This window comes from Phaeobacter sp. CC-HEC084 (assembly GCF_059429255.1).
In genome coordinates, this window is record NZ_JCAIJQ010000009.1 from 208,950 (window position 1) to 226,154 (window position 17,205).

Genomic DNA, 17,205 nt, shown 5'->3' on the forward strand with positions numbered 1-17,205 from the left:
CGTCTTTCTACTCCCGCGTTTTCATGACCTGGACCAGATCCAGCCGGTCCAGACGCCGCCGCACCAGCAGCACCGACACCAGCGCCGCCCCCAGCACCACAAGGCTGGCCGTGGCAAAGCCCGCCGGTTTCAGGACCAGTGGAATCGAATAGAGGTCACTGGACGACCCATGTGCCAGCAGCGCCGCAATCCCCGCGCCCAGAAGCCATCCGACCGGCTGGGCCAGCAGCGCCAGCAGCATGGTCTCCCCCACCAGAATGAAAGAAACCTCGGCCCGGGTGAAGCCCAGGATGCGCAGGCTGGCCAGTTCGCGGGCGCGTTCCGACATCTGGATGCGGGCGCCGTTATAGGCAACCCCAACCGTGATCAGCACTGCGATCACGCCATAGACCGTGGTCATCACGATGACATTCTCGCGGATGGTTTCGCGGAACGACTGGCGGATCTCGCTCATCATGCTGAGCCCGCTGAGCGAGGGCGTTTCCTTCAGAAGCGCGTGCAGCTCTGGCACCGCGTTCTGATCCAGCCGCAGATGCGCCACCGTGATGCGCGGCGCCTGCCGCAGCAGCGCGCTCAACGTGTCGAGGTCCATATAGGCACCGATGCCGAAGTACTGTGTCACAGTGCCCGAGACCCGTACCATGTGCGTTTCATTGCGCCCGCCCTTGAACTCGACCTCGATCACATCGCCCGCGCGCGCCTCCAATTGCCCGGCCAACCGTTCGGACAGCAGGATGCCACCTGCAGGCGGCTCCACCACCCGGCCGTCGCCATCCAGAATGCGGGCCAGATCTGCGCCGGGGCGACGGGCCTCGATCGAGATATCCTTGCTGAGATGGCCATGGCGCAGCACCGCCGCCTGATAGAACTGCCCCTCGGCCTGCAGCACGCCGGGCAGGTTCGCCACCTCGGGCAGGGCAGTTTCCGGGATCTCGGGCGTAAAGATCAGCGCCGCATCCTGCCGGTTCGCTTGATAGAAAGAGGTCTCCATGATCTCGTCCAGCGCGTCCTGGAAAAAGCCCGAGGCCACCAGCACCGACACCGCCAGCGACAGCCCCAGAATGCTGAGGCCCGAGCGCACCGGCCAGCGCACCAGACTGCGCAGGATCATCATCACCGCCTGCGAGGGACGCAGCCGGGTCAGCATCCGGTCCAGAAGGTTGCGTTTGAACCGGGGCGGCGCAGGCGGCGACATCGCCACCGCGGGCGCCATACGGGCCACATGCAGCGCGCTTTGCGCCGCGCCAAGACCCGCGGTCAGCAACGCCAGCACCCCGGACAGCGCATAGGCATCAAGCCGCGTGTGGAAGATCAGATAGGGAAATTCGAAGAATTGCGCGTAGATCTGCGCCAGCGACCGCGACAGCCAGGTGCCCGCAGCCCAGCCAATGAGCACCCCAAGGCAGGCGATCAGACCAGCCAGCAGCAGATAATGCAGGCAGACCTCATAGTTGGAATAGCCCAGCGCCTTCAGAAGGCCGATCTCACTGCGCTCCAGCAGCACGATCCGCCCCACCACCATATTGACCAGAAAGGCGGTGATCCCAAAGAAGATCGGCGGCAGGATCAGCGCGGTATTGCGCAGCTCGCTCAGCTCGGCGTCGATGAACTGATCCGACAGCTGCAGGTCGCGGCCATGCGCGCCAAGCCCGCCATAGGGCGCCAGAATATCGTCGATCCGGTCGATCACCTCATCCTGCCGGGCGGCGGGGTTGAGCTTGACCGACAGGCTGTTGAAGGCGCCCTTCATATCGAACGCCGCTTCGGCCACCCGTTCCGGCAGCCAGATAATGCCAAAGGTTTCGTTGTCCGGCAGCAGTGCACCGGGCCCCAGAGTATAGATGAATTCCGGCGACAGCACCGTGCCAGTCACCCGCAGGTCGCGCCGCTGGCCGTTCAGGTTGGCGCTGAACCGGTCGCCGGGGCGCAGCCCGTTGGCGCGGGCAAAGGGATCATTGATCGCCACCTCATCCGAGGCATCCGCATCCGGCAGGCGCCCACTCCGCAGGAGTGGCACGTTGAGCAACGGCCCGCCATTTCCGGGCAGCGACAGTACCAGCCCCGTCACCGTCTCGACCTTTTCCGGCAGATCGAGGATGGCGTAGTGTTCGACCCGCGCCTCGGCAGCGCGCACGCCGTCGATGGCCTGCACCCGCCCCATCTCGTGATCCGGCACCCGCGTTGCGCGGGCAAAGACATCGGCGAAGCGGTTTCGCTCGTAATAGGCGGCGCGGGTGTCATCCAGAGCCCGCTCCATGCCAAAGGCCATCAGCAGGATCGAAACCCCGCAGGCCAGCACCAGTGCAATGGCCAGCGCCTGCGCCCAAAGACGGCGGAAACTGCGCAAGAGTTTGAGATCCAGCGCCTGCATCGCCCTACCACTCGATCTCGGCAGGGGCGAGCCGGGTGGCGTTTTCCTCCACCAGACGGATCTTGCCATCCTGGAACCAGATCACCCGATGCGCCATCTGCCGGATCGCGGCATTGTGGGTGATCACCACGGTCGTGGTACCGGTGCTCTCGTTGATACGGCGCAGCGCCTCCAGAACCTGCACCCCGGTCTTGCTGTCGAGCGCCCCAGTGGGTTCATCGCACAACAGGATCTCGGGGCGTTTGGCGATGGCGCGGGCAATGGCGACGCGCTGCTGCTCGCCGCCGGACATTTCCGCCGGGAAGTGATCCATGCGGCTGCCCAGACCGACCTCTTTCAGCGCCTCTTCGGGCGGCATCGGGTCGCGCGCCACGTCCGTCACCAGTTGCACATTTTCCCAGGCGGTCAGACTGGGCACCAGATTGTAGAATTGAAAGACAAACCCGACGTGATCGCGCCGGAACCGGGTCAGCCCCCGGTCACCCATGCCCGTCAGCTCCTGATCGCGGAACCAGACGCGCCCATCGGTGGCGTGATCCAGCCCGCCAAGAATGTTCAGCAGCGTGGATTTGCCACTGCCCGACGGCCCCAGCAGCACCACCAGCTCACCAGCGTATAGTTCAAGATCGACCCCCGCCAGCGCATGCACCTTTTGCTGGCCGGTATCATAGACCTTGGTCAGGTCCTTGGTTCTGAAGACGACGTCGGGCATGTTCACCTCTTGGCCCCCATCGATAGGGGCACGGCGCGCCCTGAACTTTGACATGGCTCAACCCCGAATACAAAGCCCCGGCAGATGGGCCCCCTACCGTTGCAGCCACAACGCCCCCCTTGCCCTGCAAAAGGCACGCAACGTGACGGAGGGTTCTGCCCGTCCAAAGGCTTGACGCCCCGGCGACATCGGGCAGGATCTCGCCAGAACCAGGGAGGACAGAATGACAACACAGACCGAAGCGGAGCTTACCGCCACCATCGCCCGTGCCCGCAGCCAGCAGCTGGGCGATCTCTTGCGCCGCAGCGCCGCCCGCACGCCGCAGAAGACCGCGCTGGTGTTCCGCGGGCAGCGCGACAGCTTTGCCGAACTCGATGCAGCGGTGAACCGCGCTGCCAACGGTCTGGCCGCGCGCGGCATCACCAAGGGCGACAGGGTGGCGCTCCTGTCCCACAACAACCGCGCCTTCGTGGTGTTCCGACTGGCTCTGGCACGGCTGGGGGCGGTGACGACGCCCGTCAACTTCATGCTGAACGCCGAAGACGTGGCCTATATCCTGGATCACTCCGGCGCCCGGGCCATCATCGCCGAGGACGCGCTCTGTGCCACTGCCGATGCGGCGCTCGCCCAGCTGGATCAGCCGATGCTGTTCCGCCTGTCGATTGCACATGCCGCCGACGCCGTCCCCGCAGGCTGGGAAGCCGCCGAGACCGTGCTGGAGCATGCCGACGACAGCGCGCCGTATGTGGAGATCGCGGGCGATGATCCGATCCAGATGATGTATACCAGCGGCACGGAATCCCGGCCCAAGGGCGCGCTTTTGTCCTCGGACGCGCTTTATGCGCAATACGGCAGCTGCATCAGCGATGGAGAGATGGCTGCCGACGACATCGAGCTGCACTGCCTGCCGCTGTTCCACTGCGCGCAGCTGGACTGCTTCCTGACGCCCGACATGTATCTGGGTGCCACCAGCATCCTGATGGAGGCCGCCGATCCGGGCAAGATGCTGGAAGCCATCGCCGCCGAGGGCGTCACCAAACTGTTCTGTCCCCCCACCGTCTGGATCGCGCTGCTGCGCCACCCGGATTTCGACAAGACCGACCTCAGTTCTCTGCGCAAGGGCTATTACGGTGCCTCGATCATGCCCACGGCAATCATCGAGGAGCTGACCAGCCGCCTGCCGAACCTGGGCCTGTTCAATTTCTACGGCCAGACGGAAATGGCCCCTGTCGCCACCATCCTGCTGCCGCATGAACAGCTGAGCAAGCTCGGCTCGGCCCGGCCCGCGCTGAACGTCGAAACCCGCGTGGTCGATGACGATGGCAACGACCTACCCGTGGGCGAGATTGGCGAAATCGTGCACCGCAGCCCGCATCTGATCCTTGGTTACTACAAGGACCCCGCCAAGACCGCCGAAGCCTTTCAGGGCGGCTGGTTCCATTCGGGTGATCTGGGCCGTTTTGACGAGGAAGGATACCTCTATGTGGTCGACCGCAAGAAGGACATGATCAAAACGGGGGGCGAAAACGTCGCCAGCCGTGAGGTGGAGGAATGCATCTTTCACCACCCCGCCGTGGCCGAGGTCGCGGTCTTTGGTATTCCGCACCCAAAATGGATCGAGGCGGTAACCGCCGTGGTGGTAGCCAAACCGGGCGAAGACACCAGCATTGAGGCGCTGATGGACTATTGCCGTGAAAACCTGGCCCATTTCAAAAGCCCCAAGCATATCGCCCTGGTCGAGGCGCTGCCCAAGAACGCCAGCGGCAAGATCCTGAAGCGCGACCTGCGCATCGCATACGCGGGCGTCTTTGAAGAAGAGAGTGCCTGACCGGTAGATCCAGCCCCCCAGACCCCGCCCGAACCACGGGCGGGGCGCCCCCATCCGCATCCTCCATCTGACGTTTTGAGTGGCGAAAATTCTTGCCTTTGCCCACAAATTAGGCGAAGGCTCAGAAGGATACATGTCCAACATATGACCGCTTGCCTGATCGGCGCGGTGTTTCTACCGATTGGACAATTGTCCCGTGTTTCAGGGGCTTATTCAACAGGGGGATTGTTCCATGACAAATGAATTCAAGGGCGCCGTATCGCGCCGCCAGTTCCTGGCCACCAGCGCTGCCGCTGCTCTGACGGCAGGCGCCGTTGCTGCGCCTAGCCGCCTGATGGCCTCTGAGCCGCTGAAAGTCGCGGGCATCTATACCGTGCCGGTCGAACAGCAATGGGTAAGCCGTATCCATGTGGCCGCCCTGACCGCGCAGGACCGCGGCGACATCAGCTATACCTATTCCGAGAACACCTCGAACTCGGACTATTCCCGCGTGATGCGCGAATATGCCGAACAAGGCTACCAGCTGATCATCGGTGAAATCTTCGGTGTCGAAGCCGAAGCGCGCGAAGTTGCCGCCGAATACCCCGATGTGGCCTTCCTGATGGGCTCCTCCTTCAAGGAAGATCCGGCAATCCCGAACCTATCTGTTTTTGACAATTATATTCAGGATGCCTCCTATCTTTCCGGCATTATCGCGGGCGCAATGTCGAAATCCGGCAATATCGGCATGGTCGGCGGCTTCCCGATCCCGGAAGTAAACCGCCTGATGCACGCCTTCATGGCCGGTGCGCGGGAGATGAACCCCGAGATGAAGTTCCAGGTCTCCTTCATCGGTTCCTGGTTCGATCCGCCGAAGGCCAAGGAAACCGCATTCGCCATGGTCGAGAACGGCGCCGACATCCTTTACGCCGAACGCTTTGGCGTGTCAGACGCAGCCAAGGAAAAGGGCCTTCTGGCCATCGGCAACGTCATCGACACCCAGTCGGATTACCCCGAAACCGTGGTTGCCTCGGCGATCTGGCATTTCGAACCGACGCTGGATGCGGCCATTGCAGCGGTCAAGGACGGCAGCTTTACCGCCGCTGACTACGGCATGTATTCCTTCATGAAGGAAGGCGGCTGTTCGCTGGCGCCCTATGGCACCTTCGAAGGCAAGATCCCGCAAGAGGCGCTGGATCTGGTTGCCTCCCGCACCGCCGCGATCAAGGACGGTTCCTTCACCGTTGCGATCAACGACGAAGAACCCAAATCCTCCTGATACGGGCCTTTCGGCTATGACAGAAACAGACAAGGCGCAGGTTGTCCTGCGCCTTCAGAACATTACGAAACGGTTCGGTCCCGTCACCGCCAACGAAGACGTCAGCTTTGCCCTGCACCGGGGTGAGGTGATCGCGCTTTTGGGGGAAAACGGCGCGGGCAAGACCACGCTGATGAACATCCTGTTCGGCCAGTACACCGCCGATGAAGGATCAGTCGAGCTGTTCGGCCAGCCCCTGCCCGCGGGCAATCCGCGCGCGGCGCTGGATGCGGGTGTCGGCATGGTGCACCAGCATTTTACCCTCGCAGGGAACCTGACGGTCTGGGAAAACATCGTGCTGGGCGTTGATGCCCTTGGCGCCGCCAGCCTGAGGCCCGCCGCCGCCAAGGCCCGCATCCGCGATCTGTCGGAACGCTTTCACCTGAAGGTCGATCCCGACGCCAAGGTCGGCCGCCTGACCGTGGGCGAGCGTCAGCGGGTCGAGATCCTGAAGGCGCTTTACCGCGATGCAAAGATCCTGATCCTGGACGAGCCCACCGCGGTTCTGACCCCGCAAGAGGCCGACGCGCTGTTCGCCACTTTGCGCGAGGCGATTGCCTCGGGGCTGTCTGTGATCTTCATTTCCCATAAATTGCACGAAGTCATGGCGATTTCCGACCGCGTGCTGGTGCTGCGCCATGGCCGCCTGGTGGCCGAGCGCGCCACCGCAGACACCAATGGCGAGGAACTCGCCGCGCTGATGGTCGGCGCTGAGGTCAGCGCGCCAAGCATCGCACCCGCTACCCCCGGCGCACCGCTGCTGTCATTGCGCGGAGTCACCACGCCAGGCGCCGGATCGGCGCCGGGACTGGCACGGGTAGCGCTGGACCTGCGTGCGGGCCAGATCACCGGGCTTGCCGGGGTATCTGGCAATGGGCAGGCGGCGCTGTCGGATCTGATTTCCGGCCTCATCGTCCCATCCAGCGGCAGCATCACCCTGCACGGGCAAGCACCGCAGGGCTGGTCGCCCCGCGCCGCCATCGCCAACGGCGTCGCCCGCATTCCCGAGGACCGGCACAAGACCGGCACCATCGCCGATTTCGACCTGACCGAAAACGCGATCCTGGAAACCTACGCCACCCGGTTCAGTCAGCGCGGCTGGATGAACTGGAAAAAGGCCCGCGCCTTTGCCGAGAGCCTGATCAAGGGCTACGACATCCGCTGCCCGGGGCCCGATATCCGCATTCGCCTGTTGTCGGGCGGCAATATGCAAAAACTGATCCTCGGCCGAGTGCTCGAAGGCGCGCCAGACATCATTCTGGCCAACCAGCCGGTGCGGGGATTGGACATTGGCGCGGTGAACTACGTGCATGAACAACTAGCCAAGGCCCGCGACCGCGGCGCCGCCGTTCTGCTGATCTCTGAGGACCTTGATGAAATCATGCGCCTGTCGGATGTGATCCACGTGATTTCCGAAGGGCGGCTCAGCCCGGAATTTGCCCGTGGCACCATGCGCCCCGAGGATCTGGGCCGCTGGATGGCGGGCGAAGGCTTTGACAAGGACATGACCGATGCGGCTTGAACCGATTGCAGCGCCCAGCCTTGGGCGGCGCGTGTTGCCGCCAGCGCTGGCCATCGCCGCGACCTTTGTGGTGGCGGCCCTGCTGGCGATGATCGCGGGCGGCAATCCGTTCGCGGTCTTTGGCCTGATCCTGAAAGGCGCGTTTGGATCGAAATTCGCCATTCTGGAGACACTGAACAGCGCAACACCGCTGATCTTTACCGGGCTGGCCATCGCGGTGGCCTTCCGCGCCAAGCTTTGGAACATCGGCGCCGAGGCGCAGCTCTATGCCGGTGCGGTGATCACCGTGGTTCTGGGCACCGGCGCCCTGTCGCTGCCTGCGCCGCTGATGCTGGCGCTTTGCGCCATCTCTGCGATGCTGGCCGGGGCGCTGATTCTCTTGGGTCCTGCCCTCTTGAAAACCCGGCTGGGCGTCGATGAAGTGGTGACGACGCTGCTCCTCAACTTCATTTTCCTGCTGTTTGTCAGCTACCTGCTCGAAGGACCGCTGAAGGATCCCATGGGCATGGGCTGGCCCAAATCCGCGCGACTGCTGCCAGAGGCCCGCCTGCCCCGCATCGTCGAAGGGCTGCGCCTGCACTGGGGCTTTGCGCTGGCGCTGATCGCGGCACTTGCCGTCTGGGTGATCAACACCCGCACCACGCTGGGCTATGAAATGCGAGCCGTCGGCCAGAACGCCGAGGCCGCCGGTTTCGCCGGCATCCCGGTCACCAAGGTGATCCTCAAAACCGCGCTGCTGTCCGGTGGCCTTGCCGGTCTTGCGGGCTTTTCCGAGGTCTCCGGCCTCAAGGGATCGCTGACGCTCGATCTCAGCCCCGGCTTTGGCTACACCGGCATCGTGGTCGCCATGCTGGCGCTGCTGCACCCGCTGGGCGTGGTTGTCGCGGCGCTGTTCGTGGCCGCCATCTTTGTCGGCGCCGACAGCATGAGCCGCGCCGCAGGCGTGCCCAGTTACCTTGCCGATATCATGCTCGCCTCGGCCCTGTTGTTCATGGTGCTGGCGATCCTTCTCACCAAATTCCGCCTGCGGAGGGACTGACATGGATCTCATCGACATCCTGCTGTCGGCCAGTTTCTGGGCTGCCGCCATCCGCATCGCATCGCCGCTGATCTTTGCCACCATCGGAGAGCTGATCTGCGAACGCGCGGGCGTTCTGAACCTCGGCATCGAGGGCATCATGGTCGCGGGCGCATTTGCAGGCTGGATCGCGGTCTGGGGCGGCCTGCCGCTTTGGGGCGGGGTCGCGGTGGCCATGCTGACCGGCATGATGCTGGGGCTGGTGCATTCGGTATTCTCAGTGCCCTTTGGCCTGTCGCAACACGTGGTCGGGGTCGGGCTAACGCTGCTGGCGACCTCGCTGACCTTCTATACCTACCGGGTGATCCTGCCCGAGGTGTCTTCGCCGCCGAAAATCACCGCCTTTCAGCCCTATGAGATCCCGCTTCTGTCAGATCTGCCCCTCGTAGGCCCTGCCCTGTTTTCCCAGACGCCGCTGACCTATGCCGCCTTTGTGCTGGCAGGGCTGACGGCGCTGGTCCTTTACCGGACGCCCTTGGGCCTTGCGGTGCGGGCGGCCGGGGAAAACCCGCAAGCCGTGGCGGCGCAGGGCCTGTCGGTCACCGCGATCCGCATGGGCGCGGTGGTGGTCGGCTCGGGCTTCATGGCCATTGGCGGCGCCTTCCTGACGCTGTCGGCCTTTGATAGCTTCTTCTTCGACATGGTGAACGGGCGCGGATGGATTTGTATCGCGCTGGTCGTCTTTGGCGCCTGGAAACCGGGCAAGGCGGTGCTGGGCGCGGTGCTGTTTGCCGCCTTTGACGCCCTGCAGATCCGCCTGCAACAAACCGGCATCGGGGCCGTGGTGCCCTATCAGGTCTTCCTGATGATGCCCTATATCCTGTCCATTCTGGCGCTGGTGGTGATGTCCCGCCGCGCCGAGATCCCGGCGGCGCTGATGGTGCCCTTCAACAAGGGGGAAAGATGATGTTCGACCTGATCGTCAAGGGCGGCACCCTGCCCGATGGAACAACCGCCGATATCGGCATTACAGGCGGCAAGATCACCGCCATCGAGGCCCGTCTCGATGCCGAAGCGGGTGAGGTGATCGACGCAAGCGGAGATCTCGTCTCCTCGCCCTTTGTTGACCCGCATTTCCACATGGATGCAACGCTGTCTTATGGCAAACCCCGGCTCAACGCCTCGGGCACGCTGCTGGAAGGGATCTCCCTTTGGGGGGAACTGCGCGACATTGCCACCGTGGATGAGATGGTCGAGCGCGCCCTCACCTATTGCGACTGGGCCGCCTCAATGGGAACGCTGGCGATCCGATCCCATGTGGATACAACGCCAGATCACCTCAACACCGTCACCGCCATGCTGGAGGTGAAGGAGAAGGTCAAAGATTACATCGACCTGCAGCTGGTCGCCTTCCCGCAGGATGGTCTTTACCGCACCAAAACGGGCCGCGAGAACGTGATCCGCGCGCTGGATATGGGAGTTGATGTGGTGGGCGGCATCCCCCATTTCGAGCGCACCATGGCGGACGGCGCGCAGTCGATGCGTGATCTGTGCGAGATCGCCGCCGCGCGGGGTCTGATGGTCGATATCCACTGCGATGAAACAGACGATCCCATGTCCCGCCATATCGAGGCGCTGGCCTATGAGACCCAGCGGCTGGGCCTAGAGGGCCGGGTTGCGGGCAGTCACCTGACCTCGATGCATTCGATGGACAATTACTATGTCTCCAAACTGCTGCCGCTGATCGCCGAGGCAGGTATTTCCGCGATCCCCAACCCGCTGATCAACATCATGCTGCAGGGGCGGCACGATACTTTCCCCAAACGCCGGGGTCTTACCCGGGTGAAGGAAATGCAGGCGATGGACATCCCCGTCGGCTGGGGGCAGGACTGCGTGCTGGATCCCTGGTATTCCCTTGGCACCGGCGACATGCTGGACGTCGCCTTCATGGGACTGCACGTGGCGCAGATGAGCCACCCCGATGAGATGGCCCGCTGTTTCACCATGGTGACCGAGGTCAACGCCCAGATCATGGGGCTGGAGGATTATGGGTTGAAAGTTGGCAGCGATGCCTCCCTCGTGGTTCTGGACGCCAGCACCCCCACCGAAGCCGTCCGCCTGCGCCCCGCCCGGCTGGCGGTGGTGTCGAAGGGCAAGGTCATCGCCCGCAGCGCCCGTGGGGACGCGCGCCTTATGCTGCCGGGACGGCCCGAGACTGTGCGGCGGCGGCATGAGGCGGGGTAGGAGAAATAGCTCCGACTTTGAAAATCTCCCCGCGTAGCCGGGTTAGTTCTCTCGTTTCTCAAAAGAGAAAGTGGCCCGCGGAGAGGTCAGAAACATCCGTCCCAATAAGGGTCAAGGAATGGCCTGCATCATCCGTAATGATCAGATTGCCGTTTAGTTCCTCAGTGTGGTTTCTTACCAAGTCACGGAAGTTGCGAATGCCGGAAGCAGTACCAAGATCAATTTGGTCAGCGTCTTCCAGATCGCGGATGGTGTCTTTTCCTTTGGAAAAAACAAAAACATCCGCCTCTGCTCCTCCTTTCAGGGTATCATTCCCGTATCCACCATCAATAGTGTCGGCACCACGGCCTCCACTCAAGAGGTCGCTACCGCTATTACCTTTGAGGCTGTCATTGCCATTGCCCCCCACAAGCCTGTCGTGACCTCCGCCGCCGCTCAGTGAATCGCGTCCAGCGTTGCCGAACAAACGGTCATTGTCGTCTTGGCCGAATAGATAATCATTTCCCGCCCCTCCACGCGCAACATCATCACCACTACCTGCATATAGCCAATCAGATCCGAGCCCACCTTTCAAAGTATCCGCTCCACCTTCCGCATATAGAAAGTCATTGCCACCTCGACCAACTAAAGTGTCTGCGTATCCCTTTCCGAGTAAGAGGTCCCCACCGTTGCTCCCCGCCAGGTTTGAAGGCAAAGTTGATCTGCCATCGAAGACGTTCAACGTAACATCATCGAATTGGAGAATTTCGATATTGGAGATCGAAGCATAGCCACCAGAGTGCTCGATCGAGAACCCAAGAGAGTGACTGATGATCTCAACATCGGCAATTTGATGTTGCACGATCAGAGTGTCGGTTCCTATTGATGTGTAGATTCTGAAGTAACCGTCATCCAAGGTAATCACGTCATCGCCCCAGGTCCCATCGATTTCCACAAAGGTGCGCGACGCGCGGAGAGTGCTGTTCAGAGACGACATAAAAATTGTTCCGTGATAACTGATTAGGTGCTCTTGATGAATGCCCAACGGCAATCCCAGAGACGTGTATCAACAAGCGCCTCACAGATCAACCATAGGCAGATTTCCGGCAGAAGGGTCACTGTTGAGACTACGCGAAACAGAAGTTGGGCAAAGCTAACGGCCAGTGAGTGACGCAAAATACGTCCATTTATGTGCGTGACCGACCGCGTAATACGACAAGCCAACCAACAACTCTTCACGGATTTTGGGATAGCAGTATGGGGACCCCTCCTCGGCGAGTCCCTCCGGAAATCACTTTGCGCTCCCCTTCAAACCCCCAGATACTGATCCGTCAGATCCGGGGTCAGGTCTTCCATCCTTCCGGTCCAGACGCTTTGACCCCGGTTCAGGATCACCGCGTGGTCAGCGATCTGGGCGAGTTCCTTCAGCGTCTTGTCCACCACCAGGATCGACAAGCCCGCCTCACGCTTCAGCTGGGCAATCGCCGCCCAGATTTCCTGCCGCACCACGGGGGCCAGCCCCTCGGTCGCCTCATCCAGGATCAAAAGGCGCGGGTTGGTCATCAGGGCGCGGCCAATGGCCAGCATCTGCTGCTCGCCGCCCGACAGGGAACTTGCGGTCTGATCGCGCCGTTCCTTGAGCCGTGGAAACAGCCCGGCGACGCGGGTAAAATCCCAGGGGCCCGGGCGGGCGGCGGCGGTCAGGTTTTCCTCCACCGTCAGCGGGCCGAAGCAGCGGCGCCCCTCGGGTACCAGACCAATCCCCAGCCGCGCGATCTTGTGCGAGGGCAATTGCCGCAGATCGTGCCCGTCAAAGCGAACCTCGCCCGCAGAGGGATGCACCATGCCGCAGATCGATTTGATGGTGGTGGTCTTGCCCATGCCGTTGCGGCCCATCAGGGCGACGACCTCGCCTTCGGCCAGATCCAGCGAGACGCCAAACAGCGCCTGCGAGGGGCCGTAGGAGGCCTCGACTTTGTTCAGGGACAACAGGCTCATGCGGCGTCCTCCTCTCCGAGGTAAGCGCGTCGTACCTCGGGGTTTGCGCGGATTTCATCGGCGGTGCCGGTGGCGATCACCGCGCCATAGACCAGCACGCTGATCCGATCGGCAAGGGCAAAGACCGCGTCCATATCGTGCTCCACCAGAAGGATCGGCGCCTCGTGACGCAGCTCATCCAGAAACCCGGTGAGGGTCTTGGAACCGCTGGCACCAAGCCCCGCCATGGGTTCGTCCATCAGGAACAGTTTGGGATTGAGCGTCAGTGCCACCGCGACCTCCAGCTGACGGCGCTGGCCATGCGACAGATCGGCGGTGCGCCGCTGCGCCTCATCCTGCAGACCGACGCGTTCCAAGGCGCGGCGGGCAGGCTCCAGCAGGGTCTTGTCCTTCATCACATTGCGGAAGAAGGAAAACACCCGGCCCTGCGCGCCAAGGGCGCCCAGCACCACGTTCTGCAGCACGGTGAACTCCATCGCGAGCGAGGAGATCTGGAACGTCCGCCCCAGCCCAAGCCGCGCCCGCGCCACGGTATCAAGGTCGGTGACCTCGCGGCCCAGAACCTCGATCCGGCCGGTGTCGGGACGCAGGCTGCCCGAGATCTGCTTGATCAGGGTGGATTTTCCCGCGCCATTGGGGCCAATCAGGGCGTGGATTTCACCGGGACGCAGGTCGATGCTGACATTGTCGCTGGCCTTGAGCGCGCCGAAGCTTTTGCTGATGCCTTCGACCTGCAGCACCGGGTTTGTGCGTGGATCAGTCATGGGCCACCTCCCGTCCTGTCAGGGCGCCGATCAGGCCGCCGCGGGCGAACAGCACCATGAGGAGCAGCAATAGCCCGAGGAAGATCTGCCAGTATTCACTGATCCCGCCCAGGAGATGCTCCAGCAGGATATAAACGGCAGCGCCCACAACAGGGCCGAACAGCCGCCCCACCCCGCCGATGATGACAAAGACCATGATTTCACCGCTGGTGTGCCAGCTCAGCATGGTTGGGCTGACGAAGCGGTTGAGATCAGCATAAAGCGCGCCGGCAAGACCGGTGATCGCGCCCGAGATGACAAAGGCCACCAGCCGCAGATGAAAGGGCGTCAGCCCCACGGTCATCACCCGTTCTTCGGTCTGGCGGGCAGCCGCCAGCGCCAGGCCAAAGGGCGAGCGCCCCAGCCGGGCAGAGAAAACCAGCACCAGGCAGAGGATGACATAGGCGATCATGAAGAACTGGATCGGATCCAGCGTGTTGAGGCCGGGAAATTCGTTGCGCACCCAGATCGACAACCCGTCCTCGCCGCCATAGGCGGACCAGGAGATCGCGAAATAGTAAAGCATCTGACCAAAGGCCAGCGTGATCATGATGAAATAGACGCCCGAGGTGCGCAGCGACAGCGCCCCGATCACCAGCGCCACCAGCGCGCTGGCCACGGTGGCCACCAGCCAGATCACCGGCATCTGATTGGTGCCCTCGATCAGAAATGGCACCTGCATCAGCGGCTCATGGTTCTGGGCATGGGCGGCCAGAATGCCCATGGCATAGCCGCCGATCCCAAAGAACGCCGCATGGCCAAGGCTCACCAGCCCGCCGATGCCCAGCGCGATATTGAGGCCGACACCGGCCAGCGCCAGGATCGCGACCTTGGTGGCGAGGGTTATGATAAAGGGCTCGTCCATGGCATTGGCCCAAAGCGGCACCGCCAGCAGTGCCAGCGCCAGCGCCCAGTTGAACAGGTTTTCACGGTTCATGCTCATGCGCTCCCCCCATAAAGTCCCGAGGGGCGCACCAGCAGAACCGCCGCCATCAGGATGTAGATCAGCATCGACGCCAGCGAGGCCCCGACCGAGGCAGCACTGGCCGGTTCCAGGAACAGACCAAAGAATTGCGGCAGGAAGACCTTGCCCAGCGTATCCGTTAGCCCCACCAGCAGCGCGCCGACCAGCGCGCCCTTGATCGAGCCGATGCCTCCGATGACAATCACCACAAAGGCGAGGATCAGAACCGGCTCTCCCATGCCGACCTGAACCGACTGGATGGCTCCGACCAAGGCACCGGCAAGACCCGCCAGCGCGGCGCCCAAGGCAAAGACCAGCGTATACAGCCGGGAAATATCCACCCCCAGCGCTGCGATCATCTCGCGGTCGGCTTCACCGGCCCGGATCTGGATCCCAATGCGGGTGCGGGCGATCAGCCAGAACAGCAGCGCTGCCACCACCAGCCCGATGCCGATAATGGCAAGGCGGTAGGCCGGGTATTCGATGCCGCCCGGCAGGCTGAGCGGCCCGGCCAATGCGGCAGGCACATCCAGAAACAGCGGGAAGGAGCCAAAGATCCAGCGGGTGCCTTCGGAGAAAATCAGGATCAGCGCAAAGGTCGCCAGCACCTGATCAAGGTGATCCCGGTCATAAAGCCGCCGGATCACCGCAATCTCGACCACGGCCCCGGCCGCAGCCGCCGCAGCCAGACTGGCAATCAGCGCCAGCAGGAAGGAACCGGTCAGTCCGGCCACCGCCGCCGCCGCAAAGGCCCCGACCATATAAAGCGCACCATGGGCGAGGTTGATCAGGCCCATGACGCCAAAGACCAGCGTCAGGCCCGCAGCCATGAGAAACAGCATGACCCCGAACTGCAATCCGTTCAGGATCTGCTCAAGAATGAGAACAATGGACATGGGAGATTTCCGTTCTGACGGGGGCGCCGCATTGGCGCCCCCGCAGGGAGGATCAGATTACATCTTGCACTCTGCCGCATAGGCGTCGGAGTGATCCGTAAGGCTGGTGCCGATGATCTTGTTGGTGAAGATATCACCTTCCTTGATGACCTCACGCACGTAGATGTCCTGAATCGGGTGCTGGTTCGGACCAAAGCTGAACTTACCCCGCACCGATGCGAAATCAGCTTCTTTCAGGGCAGCGCGGAAGGCGTCTTTGTCCGACACGTCGGCCTTGTCCAGCGCGCTCAGGATCAGGTTGGCGGTGTCATAGCCCTGCGCCGCATAAAGCGACGGCAGTCGGCCGTATTTTTCCTGGAAGCCAGAAACGAATTCGGCGTTGGCCGCATTGTCCAGATCCTTGTTCCACTGCGAGGTGTTCTTCACCCCCAGCGCCGCATCGCCCACGGCCTGCAGAATGCCCTGGTCAAAGGAGAAGGCCGGGCCCACTACGGGCAGATCGATACCGCTGGCGGCGTATTGCTTGAGGAAGGAGATCCCCATTCCGCCAGGCAGGAAAAAGAAGACCGAGTCGGCGCCGCTGGCACGGACCTGCGCCAGTTCGGCAGCATAATCGGTCTGACCCAGCTTGGTGTAGATCTCACCCGCCAGTTCACCCTTGTAGAAGCGCTTGAACCCGTTGAGGGAATCCTTCCCGGCCGGATAGTTCGGCGCCATGATGAAGGTCTTCTTGAAATCGGCGCTGGTGGCGTAGGCACCGGCCGCTTCGTGCAGGTTGTCGTTCTGATAGGAGACCGAGAAATAGTTCGGGTTGCAGCCCTTGCCCGCCAGCTGTGCCGGCGCGGCATTGGTCGACAGGTAGAAAAGCCCCTGCCCGGTCGCCGATGGCACCACGGCCATGGCCAGGTTCGACCAGACGATACCGGTCAGGATATCCACCTTTTCGGACTGGATCATCTGATCGGCGATCTGCACCGCGGTTGCAGGTTTGCGCTGATCGTCCTCGATCACCACTTCGACGTCATCGCGCCCGGCGTTTTCCATCGCCAGCATGAACCCGTCGCGGGTATCCACGCCAAGGCTGGCGCCGCCGCCGGACAGGGTGGTGATCATGCCAATCTTGGTCTCGGCCTGCGCCGCGACGGCCAGAGCGGACACCGCTGTCGCCAGCGCCAGTGTTTTGATTGCTTTCATTTCCTATAGTCTCCCTATTGCAGTTATCGACCGGATCCGCGTTGGCCGCGGTTATTCCTGTGACCCCACTATTTCCGCTTCGCGCGGGTGGCGCCAGTCCTTGATCGCCTTTTCCCTCTGACGGGGACACCTTCTGCCGTTTGCCGTGCAGTGGTGGATTTCACATCCTGACGTTTCATCCGCCGCCCGGGGCAAGGCTGCCGCATCCGGCAGGCCCACCGCCTGGTGGCTGACCTCAAAACTCTAGGCGGCTTCTCTGTTTTGTTTCAAGATTAAAATATTAAACCCTAAAACATAATTTAGCATGGAGTCGGAAAGGGGTGCACGCCACGGCTGAAGGGCCCGTGATTTACGCAGCAGCACAACGCGTTAGATCAGT

General features: G+C 62.5%; 14 protein-coding genes. 6 read left to right on the forward strand and 8 right to left on the reverse strand.

Annotated elements, in window-relative coordinates; all coding sequences use genetic code 11:
• Positions 1 to 7: 7 nt before the first annotated feature.
• Positions 8 to 2,371: an ABC transporter permease gene (locus tag AC5SSZ_RS18190; RefSeq protein ID WP_274867001.1), complete on the reverse strand. Its 2,364-nt coding sequence runs from the start codon at positions 2,369 to 2,371 to the stop codon at positions 8 to 10.
• A gap of 4 nt (positions 2,372 to 2,375) precedes the next feature.
• Positions 2,376 to 3,083, reverse strand: a complete 708-nt coding sequence (locus AC5SSZ_RS18195; RefSeq protein ID WP_065273718.1) for an ABC transporter ATP-binding protein — start codon at positions 3,081 to 3,083, stop codon at positions 2,376 to 2,378.
• 223 nt (positions 3,084 to 3,306) lie between these two features.
• Between AC5SSZ_RS18195 and AC5SSZ_RS18200 the strand changes: the two genes are divergently transcribed.
• The 6 genes from AC5SSZ_RS18200 to AC5SSZ_RS18225 all read left to right on the forward strand — a co-directional run bounded on the left by AC5SSZ_RS18200 (position 3,307) and on the right by AC5SSZ_RS18225 (position 10,992).
• Positions 3,307 to 4,911: an acyl-CoA synthetase gene (locus tag AC5SSZ_RS18200; protein ID WP_495439241.1), complete on the forward strand. Its 1,605-nt coding sequence runs from the start codon at positions 3,307 to 3,309 to the stop codon at positions 4,909 to 4,911.
• 232 nt (positions 4,912 to 5,143) lie between these two features.
• The gene (locus AC5SSZ_RS18205) at positions 5,144 to 6,169 is read left to right on the forward strand and encodes a BMP family protein (RefSeq protein WP_495439243.1); all 1,026 of its coding nucleotides are present in this window, start codon (positions 5,144 to 5,146) and stop codon (positions 6,167 to 6,169) included.
• A 16-nt stretch (positions 6,170 to 6,185) separates the two neighbouring features.
• The gene (locus tag AC5SSZ_RS18210) at positions 6,186 to 7,730 is read left to right on the forward strand and encodes an ABC transporter ATP-binding protein (protein WP_495439246.1); all 1,545 of its coding nucleotides are present in this window, start codon (positions 6,186 to 6,188) and stop codon (positions 7,728 to 7,730) included.
• Positions 7,720 to 8,769, forward strand: coding sequence for an ABC transporter permease (locus tag AC5SSZ_RS18215; RefSeq protein WP_495439248.1), 1,050 nt, complete (start codon positions 7,720 to 7,722; stop codon positions 8,767 to 8,769). Before AC5SSZ_RS18210 ends, AC5SSZ_RS18215 begins: the two co-directional genes overlap by 11 nt.
• Before the next feature lies 1 nt (position 8,770).
• Positions 8,771 to 9,715, forward strand: a complete 945-nt coding sequence (locus AC5SSZ_RS18220; protein ID WP_065272625.1) for an ABC transporter permease — start codon at positions 8,771 to 8,773, stop codon at positions 9,713 to 9,715.
• On the forward strand, positions 9,715 to 10,992 hold the full coding sequence (locus AC5SSZ_RS18225) for an amidohydrolase family protein (RefSeq protein ID WP_495440321.1): 1,278 nt from the start codon (positions 9,715 to 9,717) through the stop codon (positions 10,990 to 10,992). Before AC5SSZ_RS18220 ends, AC5SSZ_RS18225 begins: the two co-directional genes overlap by 1 nt.
• A 58-nt stretch (positions 10,993 to 11,050) precedes the next feature.
• On the opposite strand, the gene AC5SSZ_RS18230 is transcribed toward AC5SSZ_RS18225, so the two are convergent.
• The 6 genes from AC5SSZ_RS18230 to AC5SSZ_RS18255 all read right to left on the reverse strand — a co-directional run bounded on the left by AC5SSZ_RS18230 (position 11,051) and on the right by AC5SSZ_RS18255 (position 16,826).
• Complete coding sequence (locus tag AC5SSZ_RS18230) at positions 11,051 to 11,968, reverse strand: calcium-binding protein (protein WP_495439251.1); 918 nt, start codon at positions 11,966 to 11,968, stop codon at positions 11,051 to 11,053.
• A gap of 311 nt (positions 11,969 to 12,279) precedes the next feature.
• On the reverse strand, positions 12,280 to 12,969 hold the full coding sequence (locus AC5SSZ_RS18235) for an ABC transporter ATP-binding protein (RefSeq protein WP_495439253.1): 690 nt from the start codon (positions 12,967 to 12,969) through the stop codon (positions 12,280 to 12,282).
• Positions 12,966 to 13,733, reverse strand: coding sequence for an ABC transporter ATP-binding protein (locus tag AC5SSZ_RS18240; protein ID WP_495439255.1), 768 nt, complete (start codon positions 13,731 to 13,733; stop codon positions 12,966 to 12,968). The genes AC5SSZ_RS18235 and AC5SSZ_RS18240 overlap by 4 nt, the downstream gene beginning before the upstream one ends.
• Positions 13,726 to 14,709: a branched-chain amino acid ABC transporter permease gene (locus AC5SSZ_RS18245; RefSeq protein WP_495440323.1), complete on the reverse strand. Its 984-nt coding sequence runs from the start codon at positions 14,707 to 14,709 to the stop codon at positions 13,726 to 13,728. The genes AC5SSZ_RS18240 and AC5SSZ_RS18245 overlap by 8 nt, the downstream gene beginning before the upstream one ends.
• 2 nt (positions 14,710 to 14,711) lie before the next feature.
• The gene (locus AC5SSZ_RS18250) at positions 14,712 to 15,632 is read right to left on the reverse strand and encodes a branched-chain amino acid ABC transporter permease (RefSeq protein WP_065272621.1); all 921 of its coding nucleotides are present in this window, start codon (positions 15,630 to 15,632) and stop codon (positions 14,712 to 14,714) included.
• Positions 15,633 to 15,689: 57 nt separating this feature from the next.
• Positions 15,690 to 16,826, reverse strand: a complete 1,137-nt coding sequence (locus tag AC5SSZ_RS18255; RefSeq protein ID WP_065272620.1) for an ABC transporter substrate-binding protein — start codon at positions 16,824 to 16,826, stop codon at positions 15,690 to 15,692.
• Positions 16,827 to 17,205: the final 379 nt, after the last annotated feature.